General features: G+C 72.0%; 16 protein-coding genes. 1 reads left to right on the top strand and 15 read right to left on the bottom strand.

The genetic code is table 11. From position 1 onward, the window contains the following. Positions 1–11: 11 nt before the first annotated feature. The 8 genes from CSC66_RS08235 to CSC66_RS08200 all read right to left on the bottom strand — a co-directional run bounded on the left by CSC66_RS08235 (position 12) and on the right by CSC66_RS08200 (position 8536). The gene (locus tag CSC66_RS08235; protein ID WP_162376920.1) at positions 12–701 is read right to left on the bottom strand and encodes a DUF484 family protein; all 690 of its coding nucleotides are present in this window, start codon (positions 699–701) and stop codon (positions 12–14) included. Beyond that, positions 698–1537, bottom strand: a complete 840-nt coding sequence (dapF, locus tag CSC66_RS08230) for a diaminopimelate epimerase (RefSeq protein WP_162376919.1) — start codon at positions 1535–1537, stop codon at positions 698–700. Before dapF ends, CSC66_RS08235 begins: the two co-directional genes overlap by 4 nt. After that, positions 1530–1766, bottom strand: coding sequence for an LPS translocon maturation chaperone LptM (gene lptM, locus CSC66_RS08225; protein ID WP_162376918.1), 237 nt, complete (start codon positions 1764–1766; stop codon positions 1530–1532). The genes dapF and lptM overlap by 8 nt, the downstream gene beginning before the upstream one ends. A 43-nt stretch (positions 1767–1809) precedes the next feature. Then, the gene (locus CSC66_RS08220; protein WP_162376917.1) at positions 1810–2223 is read right to left on the bottom strand and encodes a YbaN family protein; all 414 of its coding nucleotides are present in this window, start codon (positions 2221–2223) and stop codon (positions 1810–1812) included. 168 nt (positions 2224–2391) lie between these two features. Next, positions 2392–4596, bottom strand: a complete 2205-nt coding sequence (locus tag CSC66_RS08215; protein WP_162376916.1) for a S9 family peptidase — start codon at positions 4594–4596, stop codon at positions 2392–2394. A gap of 76 nt (positions 4597–4672) precedes the next feature. Next, complete coding sequence (locus CSC66_RS08210) at positions 4673–6802, bottom strand: prolyl oligopeptidase family serine peptidase (protein WP_162376915.1); 2130 nt, start codon at positions 6800–6802, stop codon at positions 4673–4675. A gap of 117 nt (positions 6803–6919) precedes the next feature. Further along, positions 6920–7270: a hypothetical protein gene (locus CSC66_RS08205; RefSeq protein ID WP_162376914.1), complete on the bottom strand. Its 351-nt coding sequence runs from the start codon at positions 7268–7270 to the stop codon at positions 6920–6922. 297 nt (positions 7271–7567) lie between these two features. Next, positions 7568–8536, bottom strand: coding sequence for a helix-turn-helix transcriptional regulator (locus CSC66_RS08200; RefSeq protein WP_162376913.1), 969 nt, complete (start codon positions 8534–8536; stop codon positions 7568–7570). A 229-nt stretch (positions 8537–8765) separates the two neighbouring features. On the opposite strand from CSC66_RS08200, the gene CSC66_RS08195 reads away from it, so the two are divergent. Then, positions 8766–9500, top strand: a complete 735-nt coding sequence (locus tag CSC66_RS08195; RefSeq protein ID WP_162376912.1) for a hypothetical protein — start codon at positions 8766–8768, stop codon at positions 9498–9500. A gap of 34 nt (positions 9501–9534) precedes the next feature. Here CSC66_RS08195 and hemC read toward each other — a convergent pair whose 3' ends face one another. The 7 genes from hemC to acs all read right to left on the bottom strand — a co-directional run bounded on the left by hemC (position 9535) and on the right by acs (position 18027). Then, positions 9535–10443, bottom strand: a complete 909-nt coding sequence (gene hemC / locus CSC66_RS08190; RefSeq protein WP_162376911.1) for a hydroxymethylbilane synthase — start codon at positions 10441–10443, stop codon at positions 9535–9537. 261 nt (positions 10444–10704) lie between these two features. Continuing rightward, entirely contained in the window at positions 10705–11427 is a 723-nt protein-coding gene (locus CSC66_RS08185) for a LytR/AlgR family response regulator transcription factor (protein ID WP_202935616.1), read from the bottom strand. Continuing rightward, positions 11424–12470 (bottom strand): sensor histidine kinase, encoded by a 1047-nt coding sequence (locus CSC66_RS08180; protein ID WP_162376910.1) that lies wholly within the window; start codon positions 12468–12470, stop codon positions 11424–11426. The genes CSC66_RS08185 and CSC66_RS08180 overlap by 4 nt, the downstream gene beginning before the upstream one ends. A gap of 3 nt (positions 12471–12473) precedes the next feature. Beyond that, a complete protein-coding gene (locus CSC66_RS08175; protein ID WP_162376909.1) occupies positions 12474–13139 on the bottom strand; it encodes an alpha/beta hydrolase in 666 nt (221 codons plus the stop codon). A 35-nt stretch (positions 13140–13174) separates the two neighbouring features. Beyond that, complete coding sequence (mdoH, locus tag CSC66_RS08170; RefSeq protein ID WP_162376908.1) at positions 13175–15082, bottom strand: glucans biosynthesis glucosyltransferase MdoH; 1908 nt, start codon at positions 15080–15082, stop codon at positions 13175–13177. 221 nt (positions 15083–15303) lie between these two features. Continuing rightward, positions 15304–15972 (bottom strand): response regulator transcription factor, encoded by a 669-nt coding sequence (locus tag CSC66_RS08165; RefSeq protein WP_162376907.1) that lies wholly within the window; start codon positions 15970–15972, stop codon positions 15304–15306. A 111-nt stretch (positions 15973–16083) separates the two neighbouring features. Beyond that, positions 16084–18027, bottom strand: a complete 1944-nt coding sequence (acs, locus tag CSC66_RS08160) for an acetate--CoA ligase (RefSeq protein ID WP_162376906.1) — start codon at positions 18025–18027, stop codon at positions 16084–16086. Positions 18028–18323: the final 296 nt, after the last annotated feature.

The following is an 18323-nucleotide window of genomic DNA, read 5'->3' as shown; positions in this document are numbered from 1 at the left end:
GCCGATCGGCGTCAGTCGGCGAAACGCTCCAGCGCCACCACCAGCGCCTCGCCCATCATCCGCAGGAACAGGGTGCCCATGCCGGGATAGAAGCGGTTCGGGTCGTGGCTGCCGACGGCCACCAGGCCCACGCCGCTCAGCGCCAGCAACGCGCTGGACTGCACCTCCTCCTGGCGCGGTCCGTACAGCACCGCGTTCTTTTCCGCCTGCAGGCGGCCGCACAGCGGCTCGCCGTCGCGCAGGGCGTCGCGGAACGGCACGAGCTCGGGTTCGCCTTCGCCGCGTACCTGCAGCCATTCGGCGTCCTCCATCCCGGTCACCGGCCGGAACGAGACGATCCGCACCAGGTCGCCGTTGAAGTCCTCGGCCAGGGAGGCGGCCATCGCCCGCAGGGTGTCGGCGTAGTCAGCCTGGCGCATCAGCGACAGGGTCAGCTGGTGCGTGCGCACCGCCAGCCGCTCGTTCTCCAGGGCGTTGGCCGACAGTTCGGCCAGCCGCCGCGACAGTTCGCGGTTCTTGTCGCGCAGCACTTCCAGCTGGTAGCTGGCCAGCGAGGCGGCACGGCCGTCGTCGCGCGGCACCACCAGGCTCAGGGCCAGGTCGGGAAACTGCTTGAGGAATCCCGGATGCCGGCGCAGCCAGGTCGCGACCTCGTGCGCGCCCAGCTTTTCGCCGTGCTTGTCCTGAAGCTGGTCGCTCATGCCTGCCATTCCCCCTCGAATACGAAAGCCGCCGGTCCGGCCATGATGACCTCCGCGCGGTCGTCCGGCCAGCGGATGCGCAGGTCGCCGCCGGGCAGCGACACGGTCGCCTCGCGCGCGATGCGGCCGCGGCGGACCAGCGCAGCCACCGCCGCACAGGCGCCGCTGCCGCAGGCCAGGGTCTCGCCGACGCCGCGCTCGAACACGCGCAGGCGGACGTGGTCCGGCGCCAGCACCTGGACGAAGCCGACATTGACCGACTGCGGGAACGCCGGCGAACGCTGCAGGGCCGGGCCGATGCCGGCGACGTCGGCGGCGGCCACGTCGGGCACCTCGATCACCGCATGCGGGTTGCCCATCGACACGGCGGCGAACGCCACGCTGCCGCCTTCCAGGTCCAGCGCGTACTGGTCGCCGGCAGCAGCGAGCCCGGCCAGCGGCACGTCGGCCGGATCGAAACGCGGCACGCCCATGGCGATCGCGTAGCGGCCGTCGCCCACGTTCTCCACCTCGTGGCGGCCGACCGGGCTGTCGACCACGAAGCGCGCACCCGATGCGCTGCCGTCGCGGACCAGCCAGGCGGCCACGCAGCGCGCGCCGTTGCCGCACTGGCCCGACGGACTGCCGTCGGCGTTCCAGATGCCGTACGCGGCGACCGCGCCGGGACTGCGCGGCGCTTCGATGGTCAGGATCTGGTCGCAGCCCACGCCGGTGTGGCGATCGGCCAGCCGGGAGGCGAGCGCGGCGTCGGGCGGCGGCGTGCCGTCGCGCAGGTCGATGACGACGAAGTCGTTGCCCGCGCCGTGCATCTTGCTGAAGCGCAGCGGCTCAGCCATCCCCGTCGCCGCCGGTCGGGTCGTCCACCGCGTCGTCGGCCTGGTCCTGCAGGGCCGGGTCGACGGCGGGTCCGGGCTCGGTGGCCGGGGGTGTTTCGGCCGGCGGCGGTGCGGGCATCTCCTGCTCCACCGGCACCGGCTTCTGCGGCATCACCAGCGGCCCCTTGTTGCCGCAGGCGGCCAGGACCAGGACGACGGCAACGGCGGAAAGGATCGTCTTGAGGTTCATGCGCGGCAGTATAACGAGGCCGCGCCAAGGGGCCGTGTGCGCATCAAGGCCCGGGCTCGCGCGGCGTCGGCTCCGGCCGCAGCCACAGCCAGGTGCCGACCACGGCCATGCAGGCGATCGGCAGGACGGCCATCCAGGCGCTGTGCGAAGGTACCGTCGCCATCACCAGCAGCAGGATCGCGGCGCAGGCCAGCATCATCCAGGTCGCCGCCCACTTGGCGCGGCGCGGGACCGCGCCATGCTCGCGCCAGGCCAGGATCACCGGGCCGAAGTGCGGATGGGCCAGCAGCCGACGCTCCAGCCGACGCGAGCCGCGCGTGGCGGCCCAGGCGGCGACGATCACGAACACGGTGGTCGGCAGGCCCGGCACGAAGATGCCGACGATGCCCACGCCCAGGCTGGCGTAGGCGAGCAGCCACCAGGCCCAGCGGAATCGGTTGCGGTCGCGGTCGCCCATCGGTGCCCATGATAGGCGCCGGCCGGCCCGCCTTGCAGGAGCCGATTCATCGGTGACCCGACGCTGTCGGCACAAGCGAAGCCCTCGTGATTCCGACGCACCTGTCGCCGATGAATCGGCTCCTACAGAGAACTCCCTCCGCCTGCGGGGAGGGGGTGATCGGATGCGCTACTTCGCCTCGGCCACGCCCAGCTGGTCGAGCACGAAGGCGTAGTACTCGGCCTGCTCGCGGAAGCGCTGGAAGCGGCCCGACTTGCCGCCGTGGCCGGCCTCCATGTTGGTGCGGAACACCACCGGGCGGGTGCCGGTGTTCACGTCGCGCAACCGGGCCACCCACTTGGCCGGCTCCCAGTACTGCACCTGCGAATCCCACAGGCCGGTGCCGACGAACAGCGCCGGGTAGTCCTGCGCCCTGACGTTGTCGTAGGGCGAGTACGACAGCATGTAGTCGTAGAACCGCCGTTCCTGCGGGTTGCCCCACTCGTCGTACTCGTTGGTGGTCAGCGGGATGGATTCGTCGAGCATGGTGGTGACCACGTCCACGAACGGCACCTGCGCCACCATCACCCGGTAGTCGGCCGGGGCCTGGTTGGCCACCGCGCCCATCAGCAGGCCGCCGGCGCTGCCACCGGAGGCGGCCACGCGTCCCGGTGCGGCGTAACCGAGCTTCACCAGTTCGCGGGTCACGTCGACGAAGTCGTTGAAGGTGTTCTGCTTCTTCAGCAGCTTGCCGTCCTCGTACCACTGGCGGCCCATCTCCTGGCCGCCGCGGATGTGGGCGATCGCGTAGACCACGCCGCGGTCGAGCAGGCTCACCACCGGCGAATTGAAGCCCGGATCCATCGAGATGCCGTAGCTGCCGTAGGCGTACTGGAACAGCGGCGCGGTGCCGTCCTTGCGCAGCCCCTTGCGGTATACCAGCGACACCGGGACCTTCGCCCCGTCGCGCGCGGTCACCCACACCCGCTCGGTCACGTACTTCGCCGGGTCGTAGCCAGGCACGGGCTGCTGCTTGAGCAGGCGGCGCTCGCCGGTGGCGACGTTCAGCTCGTAGGTGGTCGCCGGCGTGGCCAGCGAGGTATAGCCGTAGCGCAGCCAGCCGCTGTCCGGCTCGGCGTTGACCGACAGGCCCATCGAGTAGACCGGCTCGTCGGCGGCGACGTACTGCTGGCTGCCGTCGGCCTTGAGCAGGCGGATCCGCTCCAGGCCGCCGGAACGCTCGGCCACCGCGGTGAAGCCGTCGAACAGCTCGAACTCCTCGATGAACACGCCCGGATCGTGCGCCAGCCAGTCGCTCCACTGCGCGCGCGAGGTCGCGTCGCTGGGCGCGGTAGCCAGCTTGAAGTTGGTCGCCGGCCTGCCGTCGGCGCCGGGCGCGTTGGTGCGGATCACCCAGCGGCCGCCGAGGTGGTCGGCGTCGTATTCCACGTCGCGCTGGCGCTTGGCCAGCACGGTGAACGCTCGCGGGTCGGCCGCCGGCGCGTAGCGCAGCTCGGACGCGACCGTGCTTTCCACGCCGATGGTGACGAAGCGGTCGTCGCGGGTGCGGCCGATGCCCATGTAGAAGCTGTCGTCGTGCTCCTCGTAGACCAGCGCGTCCTGCGCCACCGGCGTGCCGAGCACGTGCTTCTTCACCCGCACGGTGAGCAGGGTCTCCGGGTCGTTCTCGACGTAAAACAGGGTGCGGTTGTCGTCGGCCCAGACGAGGTTGGGCGAAACGCCCTCGATCGTCTCCGGCCATACCCGGCCCGTTTCCAGGTCGCGGAAGCGGATCGTGTACTGGCGGCGGCCGACCGCATCGTCGGCCCACGCCAGGATCCGGTTGTCCTGGCTGACGGCATAGTCGCCAACGCTGAAGTAACCCTTGCCCTCGGCCATGGCGTTGACGTCGAGCAGCACCTGTTCGCCGGCGAAGTCGCCGCGCTCGTTGGCGGCCTGGATCGACAGCGCATCGATGCCCGGGCCGTCCTGGCGGCGCGCATGCACCGGGTAGTCCTTGCCCCTCTCGAAGCGCGAGTAGTACCACCAGCCGCGCTCGCGGTAGGGCACCGAGCTGTCGTCCTGCTTGATGCGGCCGACGATCTCGTCGTAGAGCTTGTCCTGCAGCGGCTTGAGCGGGGCCATCACCGCGTCGGTCCAGGCGTTCTCCGCCTCGAGGTAGGCCAGCATGGCCGCGTCCTTGCGGTCGTCGTCGCGCAGCCAGTAGTACTCGTCCTCCCGGGTGGCGCCGAACGGCGCGGTCACCGGGTGCGGCTTGCGCGCCGCATCGGGCGCGGTCGCGGGAGGCGCGGCCGGCGGGGCCGCGGCGGCGTTCGAGGGCGGGGTCGGCAGGGTCATCAGCAAGGCCAGCAGGAGCGAAGCGGGAAGTTTCATCGATGGGGTCCGGTCGGAGCGATTCCAAGCCGCGCATGGGCAGCGCCCCCGGATTCCGGGGGCGCTGGGTGGATCCTTACTTGCCGACGGCGCCGTCGGCGCCGCCGTCTGCGCCGGCCGACAGCCGCTGCCACAGGAAGCTGTACGCCAGCGCCGCCATGTGCGCGGCCTGGGCGTTGTTGGCCGCGCCGCCGTGGCCGCCTTCGATGTTCTCGTAGTAGGTCACGTCCTTGCCGGCCTCGATCATCTTCGCCGCCATCTTGCGCGCGTGGCCGGGATGGACGCGGTCATCGCGGGTGGAGGTGGTGAAGATCACCGGCGGGTAGGTCTTCGCCGGATCGAACAGGTGGTACGGCGAGAACGTCCGGATGTACTCCCAGTCGGCCGTGTCCGGGTTGCCGTACTCGGCCATCCACGAGGCGCCCGCCAGCAGCTTGTTGTAGCGCTTCATGTCCAGCAGCGGCACCTGCACCACCACCGCGCCGAACAGCTCCGGGTACTGGGTGAGCATGTTGCCGGTCAGCAGGCCACCGTTGCTGCCGCCCTGCACGCCGAGGTGCCGCGGCGAGGTGATCCTGCGGTCGATCAGGTCCTGGGCGACCGCGGCGAAGTCCTCGTAGGCCTTGTGCCGGTTGGCCTTGAGCGCGGCCTGGTGCCAGCGCGGCCCGTACTCGCCGCCGCCGCGGATGTTGGCCACCGCGTACACGCCGCCGCGATCGAGCCACGAACGGCCCAGGCCGCCGGAATAGCCGGGGGTCAGCGCGATCTCGAAACCGCCGTAGCCGTACAGCAGGGTCGGGTTGCTGCCATCGGCCTTGAGCCCCTTCGGCCGCACCAGGAAGTACGGCACGCGGGTGCCGTCCTTGCTGGTGGCGAAATGCTGCTCGATCACGTCGTTGGAGCCGTCGAAGAACGACGGCATCGCCTTGAGCTGCTCCGGCGCCTTGCCCAACTGGGTCAGCGACAGGGTGGTCGGGGTCAGGTAGTCGGTGGCGGTCAGCCACACCGCGTCGGATTCGTCGTCGTCCACCGCCGACACGCCCAGCGTGCCGAACGCCGGCGCACCCACGAATTCCCCGCGCTTCCAGCCCTGCGCGGTCGGGGTCAGCACGCTGAGCCGGTTCTTCACGTCGTCCAGCACGTTCAGCACCAGGTGCGACTTCGTCCACGAGTAGCTGGCCAGCGAGGTGCTGTCGGTCGGCTCGAACAGCACGTCGAACTCGCGCTTGCCGGCCATGAAGCCGTCGAAGTCCGTGGCCAGCAGCGAGCCGGCCGGGTAGGTCTTGCCGCCCACCGTCCACGGCTCGCGCAACTCCAGGGTCAGCCACTGGCGCTTGACGCCCTTGTTGGCCGAATTGGGCGCATCGACCTTGGCCAGCTTGCCGTCCTTGCCGACCAGGTACAGCTCGTCGTTGTAGAAGGCCAGCGTGCGGCTGACGAAGTCGCGCTCGAAGCCCGGCGTGTCGTCGTGGTAGGCGGCGATGTACATGTCGTCCGCCTTGCCCTCGTACACCACCTGCGCCGATTCCAGCGGCGTGCCGCGCTTCCAGCGCTTGACCACCCGCGGATAGCCGGACTCGGTCATCGTGCCGGCGCCGAAGTCGGTGTAGACGTAGACGGTGTCGCGGTCGATCCAGCCGAGCGCGCCCTTGGCCTCCGGACGGAAGAAGCCGCCCTCGACCCAGCGCCTGCTGGCGACATCGAACTCGCGGGTGACGTCGGCGTCGGCGCCGCCGCGCGACAGCGCGACCAGGCAGCGGTTGTATTCCGGACGCAGGCAGTCGGCGCCGTGCCAGACCCAGTTCTCGCCCTCGGCCTTGTTCAGCGCATCCAGGTCGATGATCGTCTCCCAGGCCGGGTTCGGCTTGCGGTACTCCTCCAGCGTGGTCCGGCGCCAGATGCCGCGCTCGTGGTTCCGGTCCTTCCAGAAGTTGTAGTACCAGTCGCCGATCTTCTGCACGCCGGGAATCTTGGCGTCGGAATCGAGGACCTCGCGGATGCCCGCCTCCATCGCCTTGAACTCGGGGGTGGACGCCAGCGCGGCGTCGGTCTTCGCGTTCTGGGCACGGACCCAGTCCAGCGGCTTGTCGCCGGTCACGTCCTCCAGCCACTGGTAGGGGTCGTTGGCCACGGCGGGCTCCTGGGCATGGGCCGCACCGGCGGCGATGAGGCCTGCGAACAGGCAGGCCTGGGCGAAACGGGACATCAAGCGGCTCCGGGTGCTGCGAAACAGACCCGGGACGCTAGCACAGCCCCGTCCGCGCCCCCTGTGCCGATGGTCAGGCGCAGTCGAATGCCGGTAAAGACCCCGCCACGGGCGGGGTCAGGCCGCCCGGCGTGCGATGCGCGGATCCGGCCGGCCGGCACCGCGTGGCATGGCGCGGCGGCGCGCCTGGCCGCCGCCGCGCCGGCGTCGCGGGCCGCGCACGACCGCGCGCAGGCCGGCCGGCAGGGCGAACCGGTGCAGGGCCCACCAGGCCGCGGCAGGCATCGCCACCAGCCACATCGGCCACCATCCCAGCCACGCACTGGAACCGCGCAGGGCCGGCACCAGCAGCACGGCCAGCAAGCCCGCCACGAGCCAGCACCGCAGCAGCCGGTCCAGGGCCGGATCCGGGCGTTGCCCCGGCAGGTACGGGGCGAAGACGGCGGGCGTGGGCGACCAGGTCGGCATGGCGGCGGCTCCTTCGGTTGGGAGGCGCAGGTTGGACCGGCGCCATCTCAGGAGCTGCGATGCGCACTTCGTTGCGCGTGGGGACCGGTTCATCGGCGACCCGACGAGGCGGGTCCTGGCGGCATCCCGGCACACGAACGCCCCGGGTCGCCCATGAGGATGGGCTCCTACGACAGAGCGCGCGGCCTTTCCCCTGTAGGAGCCGATTCATCGGCGACCCGGCGACGGGTACGGACGACGTCCCGGTGCACCGATGCCCCAGGTCGCCCATGGGGATGGGCTTCGCAGGCGGCCGCCTCAGCGGTCGTACTGCGACAGCGCCAGCGACAGCAGCGATTTGGCCTGTTCGCGCAGCATGGTCGGCTCGACGATCTCGGCATCGGCGCCGTAGTGGAGCACGTCCATCAACAACTCGCGGGGCACGCTGTAGGGCACCTTGAGCTCGTAGCGCCCATCGGCCAGGAACCGGCCCTGCTGCTTGGAATGCCAGTGCTCGTCGGCCACCCAGCGCGCGACCTTCGGGCTGAACACGATCGTCGCCCAGCCCTTGGGTTCGCCGGAAAAGATGCCGTAGCTGGACGCCAGGTGCTGGTCCAGCACGGCTTCCTCGACGTCGCGCGCCGGCGCGTCCTGCAGCCGCGCCTGGCTGACCCGGTCCACGGCGAAGCTGCGCAGCGCCTCGCGGTCGTGGTCCCACGCATCGAGGTACCAGTTGTCGCGGTAATGGGTGATGCGCTGCGGCGAGACCTTGCGGCGCGTGGTCTCGTCGGTGGAGCGCGCGCGGTACTCGAAGGCGAGCTGGCGCCGTTCCAGCACCGCCGAGGCCACCATCCGGAAGCTGTTCTCGTCCAGGCGCCGGCCGCGATGCGGAATCACCCGCACCCGTTCGACCGGCCAGCGGCTGGCGCCAGCCTGCGCGGCCAGCAGACCCTCGATCCGCTGCTGCAGCGGCGCCAGCACGGTCGACAGCACCCCGCCGCCGGTACGCCGCAGCAGCTGCTGCGAAGCCAGCAATGCGTAAAGTTCCTCCGAGCTGAGCCACAGGCCGGGCAGCTCGAAGCGGTCGCTCTCGCCGGCCGCGTAGCGGAAGCCCGCCTCGCCGTCGCCTTCCACCGGCGCCATCAGCGCATCGCGCAGGAAGGCCAGGTCGCGGTACACGGTGGCGCGCGAGCAGCCCAGCTCCTCCTGCAACCGCGGCACCGTCACCGGGTAACGCGCGGCCTTGAGGATGCGGTGCAGCGCGTTGATGCGTTCGTAGCGGTCCATGGGCCGATTATGGCGTGGTTGCGGCGCCCCCCGCGACTGGCCTGCCGGGATTGCCGACCGGTGCCCCGGAACGGCCTGGCGGTCGGTGGCAGAATCGCGGTCGGGACGGGACGGCCACGCGTGGTGGCCGGGCCCGCCGAACCGGGGAGAGCTGATGGAATCCAGGAGTGGGAAACGACCGCCAGCGGCCGCGGGCGGATCGACGGGCGCGGCCTCGACGCGCGGCGGCGTGCACGCGTTGCTGCTGTCGTTGTGCGGCGCCGGCTGCGGGCTGGTGCTTTGGGTGGCCCTGAGCAGCGCGCTGCTGCTCGGCAACAGCGCGACCCAGCGCAAGCTGGTCGACCTGCAGGCCTGGGGACTGGGCCTGGGCGTCGTGCTGGCCGCTGCCGGACTGGGCCTGCTGCTGCCGCGTCCGGCCGCGCCAGGGCGCTGGTGGCTGCGCGGGCTGGTCGCGCTGGCGCTGCTGCTGGCGAGCGGCGCCACGCTGGCGCTGCTGCAGTGGCGATACGGATCCGAGCCCGGGCTGCTGCTGGCCGTCGCCGTGGTGGCCTGCGCCAGCGCCCTGGCCACGATCGCGGCGCTGGCGCTTCTGGATGACGGCGAGGCGGGACCGCTGCTCTCCGTGCACCTGGCATTGGCGTTGCTGGGAGGCGCCGCCCTGTTCTTCGCACTGATGGTGCTGCGCTGGCAGGGCCCGCTGCCGGCCGCCGGCCCGGTACCTTCGCTGGCCCTGCTGGCGACGGTCACCGCCGTGCTGTTGCTGGCCCTGTGGCAGGCGCGCGGCGGACTCGGTTCCCGGCTGCGGTCGCCCATGCACTGGCTGGTGCTGGGCCTGGTCGCGGGGCTGCCGCTGCTGCTGGCCGGCCTGCTCTACGTGTGGCCCGGCTCGGCGGGCGCGATCTGGCCGCTGGTGGCGCTGTCGATCCTGGCCGGATCGGTGCTGGAATACCGGCAGGCGCACTGAGCCGACCCAGGCGCGCCCGCCGCTGCCGGCGCGATCAGTCCAGGAAGCGTCCCGCCCCCTGCGCCAGCAGGTCGGCCGCCACCGCCCGTCCCAGCGCCTGCGACTGCGTGGCGTCGCCCTCGCCTTGCGCCGACACGCCGCTGCCGTCGCTGGCCGAACCGACCCACGCACGCAGTCGCAGGCGCTCGCCGTCCAGCTCGGCATACGCGGCCACCGGTACGTGGCAACTGCCGTGCAGCGCAAGGTTGAGCGCACGCTCGGCTTCGATCCGCACGCGGGTCGGCACGTGCTCGAGCACGGCCATGCGCTCGCGGGTGCGTGCGTCGCCCACCCGCGTCTCCACCGCGACCACCGCCTGCGCAGGCGCCGGCAACCAGTCCGGCGGCGCCAGGCGGTCGCGGATGCGCGCGTCCAGGCCAAGGCGCTCCAGGCCGGCGCAGGCCAGGACGATGGCGTCGTACTCGCCCGCATCGAGCTTGGCCAGGCGGGTGTTGACGTTGCCGCGCAGGTCGCGCAGCTGCAGGTCCGGACGGCGCGCGCGCAGTTGCGCCTGGCGCCGCAGCGACGAGGTGCCGACCACGGCGCCGTGCGGCAACGCGGCGATGCCGTCGAAGGCGTTGCTGACGAAGGCATCGGCCGGGTCGGCGCGTTCGAGTACGGCCGGAAGCTCGAAGCCCGGCTCCAGCTGCATCGGCACGTCCTTGAGCGAGTGCACCGCGCAATCGGCCTCGCCGCGCTGCATCGCCAGTTCCAGCTCCTTGAGGAACAGGCCCTTGCCCCCGATCGCCGCCAGCGAGCGGTCCAGCTGCTCGTCGCCGCGGGTGCTCATCGGCACCAGCACGACCTCCAGCCCGGGATGGGCGGCGCGCAGGCGCGCGGCGACGTGTTCGCTCTGCCACAGGGCGAGCGGACTCTTGCGGGTGGCGATGCGGAGGCTGTCCATGCGCGCATTATCCCGGATAGGCGCCGGGCGGCGGTAACCGCGCCTGCGTGGAATGCGGATGCAGCAGCCTGTTCATGGGCCACGGGCGCCCGGATCGCGAGCGCGCCGCGGGTGCGGACCGTGCCGGGTCGCGGACGGGCCCGACGCCTGCAACAACCCGGGCCCGGTGACGGGCGCTCCATGTATGCCAGCGCATGGGCACCGGGCACCGGCGTGCTGCGGTCCGCCGGAAGGTCGCGGCAGCCGGTCTTCCGGAAGAGGTCAGAGGTGGCGCAGGGTCTGCCGCAGCTGCGGCACGCAACGCCGGCTGACCTCCAGCGGCGTGCCTCCGCTGCGCAGCATCGCCATGACGTGGCCGTCGGTGCCGCGGCGCAGCTCGACCAGCTCCTGGCGCGCGACCAGGCAGTTGCGGTGGATGCGGACGAAGCGGTCGGCGAACTCGTCCTCCAGCGACTTCAGCGACTCCTCGATCAGGTCCTCGCCGCGCGCGTGGTGCACGACCACGTACTTCTCCTCGGCCTGCAGGTAACGCACGTCCTCCAGCGGGATCAGGCGCAGGCTGCCGCGCAGGCGCGCACACAGGTGGGTGCGCTTGCCGCTGGCGGTCGCCGGGCGACCGGCGAGGAAGGTGCGCACGCGCTCGAGCGCGGCGGCCAGGCGCTCGGGGCGCACCGGCTTGACCAGGTAGTCGAGGGCGGCGGCCTCGAACGCCGACAGCGCATGCGCGTCGTACGCGGTGCAGAACACCACCGCCGTGGGCGGCGTCGCCGCCGCCAGCCGGCGCGCGGTTTCCAGCCCGTCGATCCCGGGCATGGCGATGTCGAGCAGTACCGCGTGCGGCCGGTGCGCGGCGCAGGCATCGAGGACCTGCTGGCCGTCGCCGGCCTCGGCCACCACTTCCACCCCGGATTCGTCGGCGAGCAGCATCCGCAGGCGCTCGCGCGCCATCGGCTCGTCGTCGGCGATCACCAGTTTCAGGCTCATGCGTCCAGGGGCAACGTGACCTCGCAGGCATAGTAGCCGTCGCTCCAGCCGGCCGTCACCCGCGCCCGCGGGCCGAAGCGCCACGCCAGCCGGTGGGCGATGCTGCGCTGGGCGTGGCCGGCGCCGCGGTGCAGGCTGGCCAGCGACGGATCCTGCGGCGGCGCCGGATTGCGCACGCGCAGGTGCAGCGACTGCGCGTCCGTCCACAGGGCGATCGACACCGTGCCGCCCTCCGGCAGCCGCGACACGCCGTGCAATACCGCGTTCTCCACCAGCGGCTGCAGCACCAGGCGGGGCAGCGGCAGTTCCCACGGCAGCGGCTCGCTGCGCTCCCAGGCCACCTGCAGCCGGTCGCCCAGCCGCAGCTGTTCGATCGACAGGTACTGCGCCGCCAGTTCGCATTCGGCGGCCAGGGTCGACTCGCCCTCGCCGGCCCCGAGCGCGGCCCGGAACAGGTCCGACAGGTCGAGCACCGCGCGCTCGGCGACGGCCGGGTCGCGCCGCAGCAGCCCGGCGATGAGGTTCATGCTGTTGAAGAGGAAGTGCGGGCGGATCCGCGCCTGCAGCGCGTCGGCCTCGGCCCGGGCATTGGCCTCGACCTGGGCCGCCCATCGGTCGCTGACGTAGAAGTGGCGCAGCGCCAGCGCCACGATCAGCACCGTCACCGCCGCGCTGCCGCTGGTGAAGCGCCAGAAGCCGACGCCCAGCGGTTCGGCGCCCAGTGTGCTGTACAGCGCGTGCACCACGCCGGCCCCGGCGAAGGCCACCGCCGCGGCCACCGCCAGCGCGGCCAGCGCGCCCAGTCGGTGCGACAGCCGCGAAAGCGGTGCGCGCAGCTTGCACAGCAGTACCGCCACCGCCAGCGCCAGCCACATCGCCAGGCCGCAGGCGGACAGGAAACGGTAGGCGCTCCAGCCTTGCGCACCGTCGGGCGCCAGCGCCAGCACCACCACGACCAGCGCCGCCAGTCCCAGCAGCGCCGCCAGCCGCGGCAGCCGGCACAGGTCGGGGAACCAGGGCTGGTCGCGGCGCGGGTCGCGCATCGCTCAGGCCGCCAGCCGCCGGTCCAGCCAGTCGCCCAGGTCGGCGATCTCCTCCGCGCAGACCTGGTGCGCCATCGGATAGCGGTGCCACTGCACCTCGAACCCGGCCCGCTCCAGCACCTGCGCGCTGGCCTGGCCGTACTGCACCGGGATGACCGGGTCGCTGTCGCCATGGGCGAAGAACACCGGCTGCGCCACCGCGTTGGGGTGGCGCTGCGCGGCCGCCGCAGCGCCGCCGGGCAGGTAGGTCGACAACGCGACCAGGCCGGCCAGCGGTTCGCTGCGGCGCAGGCCGGCGGCCAGCGCGATCGCCCCGCCCTGGGAGAAACCGGCCAGCACGATCCGCGAAGGCGCGATGCCGCGCGCGGCCTCGTGCGCGACCAGCGCTTCGACCTGCGCCACCGATTCCTCGATCCCGGCCGCATCGGCGCGGGTGGCGAAATCCATGCCGGTGATGTCGTACCACGCGCGCATGCGCATGCCGCCGTTGATCGTCACCGGGCGCACCGGGGCATGCGGGAACACGAAGCGCAGCGCCGGCCAGTGCGGGCGCAACAGCTCCGGCACGATCGGGGCGAAGTCGTGGCCGTCGGCACCCAGCCCGTGCAGCCACAGCACCGTCCATGCCGGCGCCGGGCCGGTCTCCTGCTCCACGCATTCCAGCCGCATGATCGGTTCTCGTCCTTCCCCGGTAGACGCCGGCATTATGCCTGCGTGGCCGCCGCGGCCGCGCGAAGCTCGGCGGCGCGGCGCAGCACCGGCGGCGGATCGAGCTCCTCCGGGATGCACAGGATCCGGTGCCGGCGCAGCCAGCGCCCGGGCGTGCGCGCCGAGGAAATCCACACCGTGGGAATGGCCAGGACCATGCCCACCACCACCGGCGCCATCCACAGCGCCAGGCCGGGCGACACCGCCCACGCCAGCGCACCCATGAACAAGCCGAACAGGCTCAGCCCCGCATAGCCCTGCACCAGGCTGGACAACGGCACGCTGCCGTCGTCGCGGCGCTGCGCTTCCCAGCCCGAGTCGCGGCCGGCCAGCACCTCGGCCACGCCGCGCGACTGGCGGTACATCACGATCGGCGCCATCAGCGCGGCCAGCAGGCTTTCGATCAGCACGCCGGCGAAGGCGCGCAGCCCGCCGCCGGCGCCGCGCCGGGCCTGCGGGTCGAGCACGGTGGCGATGTAGCCGAACACCTTCGGCGCGAAAAGCACGCCCATGGTCGCGGCGAACAGCCACGCCACCCGCTCGGCGTCGCGCGCGGCCCAGTAGCGCAGCGGCGAGAAGCCCGGCAGCTGGAAGCCGTCCCAGACCAGGTCGGAGCTGTAGAGCGGGATGGCCAGGCCGACCAGCATCAGCATCGCCCACATCGGCGCGGTGAAGTAATGGCCGATGCCGACCAGCATGTGCGTGCGGCTGACCCAGTGCAGGCCGGCGCTGCCGACCACCTTGCCGTGCTGCAGGTTGCCCTGGCACCAGCGGCGGTCGCGCACCAGCAGGTCGGTCAACGACGGCGGACCCTCCTCGTAGCTGCCGTCCAGCTGCGGGACCAGGTGGATCGCCCAGCCGCCGCGCCGCATCAGCGCCGCCTCGACGAAGTCGTGGCTGAGGATGTGGCCGCCGAAGGGCTTGCGCCCCGCCAGTTCGGGCAGGCCGGCGTGGTCGGCGAAGGCGCGCGTGCGCAGCATCGCGTTGTGGCCCCAGTAGTTGCCTTCGCTGCCGTGCCACCAGGTCACGCCGCGGGCGATGACCGGCCCGTACACGTGGCCGCCGAACTGCTGCATGCGCGCGAACAGGGTCTGGCCGTTGACCACCCGCGGCAGGGTCTGGACCAGGCCGACGCCGGGATGGCGCTCGACAGCGGAGGCCAGCCGCACCAGGGTGGCGCCGCTCATGACGCTGTCAGCGTCGAGGATCAGCATCTGCGGATAGGCGCCGCCGAAGCGCTGCACCCATTCGGCGATGTTGCCGGCCTTGCGCCCGCTGTTGTCGGCGCGGCGCCGGTAGAACAGGCGGCCCTCGCCGCCGGTGCGCGCGAGCAGCGCACGGAATTCCTCCAGCTCGGCCGCGGCGACCTCCTCGCGGCGGCTGTCGCTGAGCACGAAGAAATCGAAGGCGTCGAGCTGGCCGGTGGCGGCGACCGATTCATAGACCGCCTGCAGGCCGGCCATGATCCGGGCCGGATCCTCGTGGTAGGTCGGCATCAGCAGCGCGGTGCGCGTGGCCAGGCGGGGCAGCGGGCCGTCGCGCTCGATGCCGAGCGGCAGGCGGTCGCGCCCCAGCATCAGCACGAAGCCGGCGGCGGCACTGACGCTGGACAGTGCGATCCAGGCGAACAGCGCCACGAACAGCACCAGCAACACCAGGTCGAGCACGCTGAGGCCGCCCACGCGCAGCACCTGCAGCATGCCCATCGTCGCCACCGCGGTCAGCGCGGCGGTGCCGCCGATCACCAGCAGGCGACGCCAGCCGATGCCGCGCGGCGAGGTCGGCGGCCGCTGCGACACGAGCCGGCCCTCGCGCAGCGACTGGCCCGGCATCGGCAGCGGCGATTCGACCGCCGGCAACCAGGACGTGGCCGCGGGCGCGGGAGTGGCGACCGGGGCGGTCATCGATGCACCTGGCGCCGTCGTGCGGAAGGATCGGAAGCTGCGACCACGTGGCTCTCCTGGCGTCGCGACGGCTGCGCCCCACGGCGCCGGGGGCTCGTCCCGCACCGCTATTGTGCGGCGCACCACCCGGCCGGCCGCAAGCGGCGGCGCAGCAGCCGTTCAGGCCCGAGGCCCGGTAACCGCTTCCAGCCGGGCCGCCAAACCGCCGTGCTTCGGTCCGCTCAGTCGTGCTCTTCGGGCGGGGCCACGACGCCGTCCGGATCCACCGCCAGGCGACCGGCCATCAGCACCGCCTGGGTCCGGTTGCCCACCCCGAGCTTGCGCAGCACCGCGGTGACATGGGCCTTGATCGTCGCCTCCGAAACGCCCAGGTCCCACGCGATCTGCTTGTTGAGCCGGCCCTCGCCGAGCATCTGCAGCACGCGGAACTGCTGCGGGGTGAGCTCGCGCAGGCGCTGCGCGACCGCCTGCTCGTCGCGGTCCATCGCCGGTGCGGCGGCGGCGGCGGCCGGCGCCCAGCGTTCCCCCTCCAGGACCAGGCCGATCGCCTCGCCGATGGTGTCCGAATCGGCCGACTTGGGGATGAAGCCCAGTGCGCCGTGGTCCAGCGCACGGCGCATGACGCTGGGCTCCTCGCGCGCGGACACCACCACCACCGGCAACTGCGGGTGCAACGCGCGCAGGTGCACCAGCGCGCTGAAACCGTGCGCGCCGGGCATGTTGAGGTCCATCAGCAGCAGGTCCGCGTCCGCATGCGCCTCGACCAGTCCGTACAGCGCGTCGACGCTGTCGGCCTCGCACAGGGTCGCCCCCGGCAGGATTCGCTGCACCGCGCCGCGCAGGGCCTCGCGGAACAGCGGATGGTCGTCGGCGATCAGGATCGTGGACATGCGGGGGAGGCGCTCGGTTGCAGTGGATTCGGCCGGACCAGTATGCGGGCCGATGCCCTGCGGCACTGACCGGCGGATCCCTCCCGCTCCGCCGGTGCTGCCGGCATCACCTCATTTCACCTTGCGCTCGCTCACCAGCGACTCGACCACCGACGGATCGGCCAGGGTCGAGGTGTCGCCGAGCTGGTCCGGGGCGTTCTCGGCGATCTTGCGCAGGATCCGGCGCATGATCTTGCCCGAGCGCGTCTTGGGCAGGCCCGGCGCCCACTGCAGGTGGTCCGGCGTGGCAATCGGCCCGATCTCCTTGCGCACCCAGCCCACCAGCTCCTTCAGGAGTTCGTCGCTCTGCACCTCGCCGGCCTTGAGGGTGACGTAGGCATAGATGCCCTGCCCCTTGATGTCGTGCGGGAAGCCGACCACCGCCGCCTCGGCCACCTTCGGATGCAGCACCAGCGCGCTCTCCACCTCGGCGGTGCCGATGCGGTGGCCGGAGACGTTGATCACGTCGTCGACGCGGCCGGTGATCCAGTAGTAGCCGTCGGCATCGCGGCGGCAGCCGTCGCCGGTGAAGTAGGTGCCCGGGTAGGTGCGGAAGTAGGTGTCGATGAAGCGCTGGTGGTCGCCGTAGACCGTGCGCATCTGGCCCGGCCAGGAATCGAGCAGGACCAGGTTGCCCTCGGCGGCGCCTTCGAGTGGCTCGCCGCCGGCGTCGACCAGCGCCGGGCGCACGCCGAAGAAGGGCAGCGAGGCCGAGCCCGGCTTGAGGTCGGTGGCGCCGGGCAGCGGCGAGATCAGGATGCCGCCGGTCTCGGTCTGCCACCAGGTGTCGACCACCGGGCAGCGTCCGTCGCCGACCACCTCGTAGTACCAGCGCCAGGCTTCCGGATTGATCGGCTCGCCGACGCTGCCGAGCAGGCGCAGCGAGGCGCGCGAGGTCTTCTTCACCGGCGCCTCGCCCTCGCGCATCAGCGCGCGGATCGCGGTCGGGGCGGTGTAGAAGATGGTCACCTGGTGCTTGTCGATCACCTCCCAGAAGCGCGACACGCTGGGGTAGTTGGGCACGCCCTCGAACACCACCGAGGTGGCGCCGTTGGCCAGCGGACCGTAGACGATGTAGCTGTGGCCGGTGACCCAGCCCACGTCGGCGGTGCACCAGTAGATGTCGTCCTCGCGCAGGTCGAACACCGCCTCGTGGGTGTAGGCCGCGTACAGCAGGTAGCCGCCGGTGGTGTGCAGCACGCCCTTGGGCTTGCCGGTCGAGCCGGACGTGTAGAGGATGAACAGCGGGTCCTCGGCGTCCATCCGCTCCGGCTCGCACTGCGCCGGCTGGCCGTCGACCACGTCGTGGAACCAGCGGTCGCGCGGCGCCTGCATGTCCACCGCGCCGCCGGTATGGCGCACCACCAGGACGGTTTCGACGGAGTGGGTGCCCGGCAGCTTCAGCGCGGCGTCGACGTTGGCCTTGAGCGGTATCTTCTTCGAGCCGCGCAGGCCCTCGTCGGCGGTGATGACCAGCTTGCTGCCGCAGTCGGCGACGCGGTCGGCGATCGAGTTCGGGGCGAAGCCGCCGAACACCACCGAGTGGATCGCGCCGATGCGGGCGCAGGCCAGCATCGCCACCACCGCGTCGGGGATCATCGGCAGGTAGATCGTGACCCGGTCGCCCTTGACCACGCCCAGGTTGCGCAATGCGTTGCCCAGCCGGCACACGCGCTCGTACAGCTCGCGATAGCTGACCTTCTGCGCCGGCGCATCCGGGCTGTCGGGCTCGAACAGCAGCGCGGTCTTGTCGCCGCGCGTGGCCAGCTGCCGGTCCAGGCAGTTGACCGAGGCGTTGAGCTGCCCGTCCTCGAACCAGCGGATGCGGAAGTCGTCCAGCGCATAGCTGACGTCCTTGATCCGGGTCGGTTCGCGGAACCAGTCAAGGCGCCCGGCGGCCTTGCGCCAGAAGCCCTCCGGATCCTCCACCGACTCGCGGTACAGGCGCTGGTAGTCGTCCTTGCCGATCCGCGCGCGCGCGGCGAACTCCGGCTTGACGGGGTACAGGTCGGACATCGCTACTCCCTCCTCAAGGCTCCCGGCGGTCCATCGCCGGCGCCGGCGGCGCGCGATGGACGGGGCGCCAGTTTGACGCATCCACCGTGACGCATTGCAGCAGGGAGGGCTAGACCTTGGTCGAATCGACGTGCCGCTGCGCCGCGGCCGCGGCCGCGCAACGCGTGTTGCCGCAGGCCCAGGCCGGCGGCGGGGGCCGCCTTCGACTAATGGCGAATAGGCGCTCCGCCCGTCCGCTGCGCAGTCTCCGTGCACCGGCCGCCTCATCGCGGCCACTCGTCGATCCGCGGTGCATG

Source organism: Pseudoxanthomonas kaohsiungensis (genome assembly GCF_010211765.1).
In the GTDB taxonomy this organism is placed as follows: domain Bacteria; phylum Pseudomonadota; class Gammaproteobacteria; order Xanthomonadales; family Xanthomonadaceae; genus Pseudoxanthomonas; species Pseudoxanthomonas kaohsiungensis.
The sequence above is the reverse complement of the archived record's forward strand: the minus strand, read 5'-3'. Positions and strand labels throughout refer to the sequence as shown.

Coding starts and splice junctions, on each gene's coding strand:
- mdoH (WP_162376908.1), bottom strand. CDS start 15,082: ATGACCGCCCCGGTCGCCACTCCCGCGCCCGCGGCCACGTCCTGGTTG.
- CSC66_RS08175 (WP_162376909.1), bottom strand. CDS start 13,139: ATGCGGCTGGAATGCGTGGAGCAGGAGACCGGCCCGGCGCCGGCATGG.
- CSC66_RS08205 (WP_162376914.1), bottom strand. CDS start 7,270: ATGCCGACCTGGTCGCCCACGCCCGCCGTCTTCGCCCCGTACCTGCCG.
- CSC66_RS08185 (WP_202935616.1), bottom strand. CDS start 11,427: ATGAGCCTGAAACTGGTGATCGCCGACGACGAGCCGATGGCGCGCGAG.
- CSC66_RS08210 (WP_162376915.1), bottom strand. CDS start 6,802: ATGTCCCGTTTCGCCCAGGCCTGCCTGTTCGCAGGCCTCATCGCCGCC.
- CSC66_RS08165 (WP_162376907.1), bottom strand. CDS start 15,972: ATGTCCACGATCCTGATCGCCGACGACCATCCGCTGTTCCGCGAGGCC.
- CSC66_RS08235 (WP_162376920.1), bottom strand. CDS start 701: ATGAGCGACCAGCTTCAGGACAAGCACGGCGAAAAGCTGGGCGCGCAC.
- dapF (WP_162376919.1), bottom strand. CDS start 1,537: ATGGCTGAGCCGCTGCGCTTCAGCAAGATGCACGGCGCGGGCAACGAC.
- CSC66_RS08180 (WP_162376910.1), bottom strand. CDS start 12,470: ATGCGCGACCCGCGCCGCGACCAGCCCTGGTTCCCCGACCTGTGCCGG.
- CSC66_RS08215 (WP_162376916.1), bottom strand. CDS start 4,596: ATGAAACTTCCCGCTTCGCTCCTGCTGGCCTTGCTGATGACCCTGCCG.
- CSC66_RS08220 (WP_162376917.1), bottom strand. CDS start 2,223: ATGGGCGACCGCGACCGCAACCGATTCCGCTGGGCCTGGTGGCTGCTC.
- hemC (WP_162376911.1), bottom strand. CDS start 10,443: ATGGACAGCCTCCGCATCGCCACCCGCAAGAGTCCGCTCGCCCTGTGG.
- lptM (WP_162376918.1), bottom strand. CDS start 1,766: ATGAACCTCAAGACGATCCTTTCCGCCGTTGCCGTCGTCCTGGTCCTG.
- CSC66_RS08200 (WP_162376913.1), bottom strand. CDS start 8,536: ATGGACCGCTACGAACGCATCAACGCGCTGCACCGCATCCTCAAGGCC.
- acs (WP_162376906.1), bottom strand. CDS start 18,027: ATGTCCGACCTGTACCCCGTCAAGCCGGAGTTCGCCGCGCGCGCGCGG.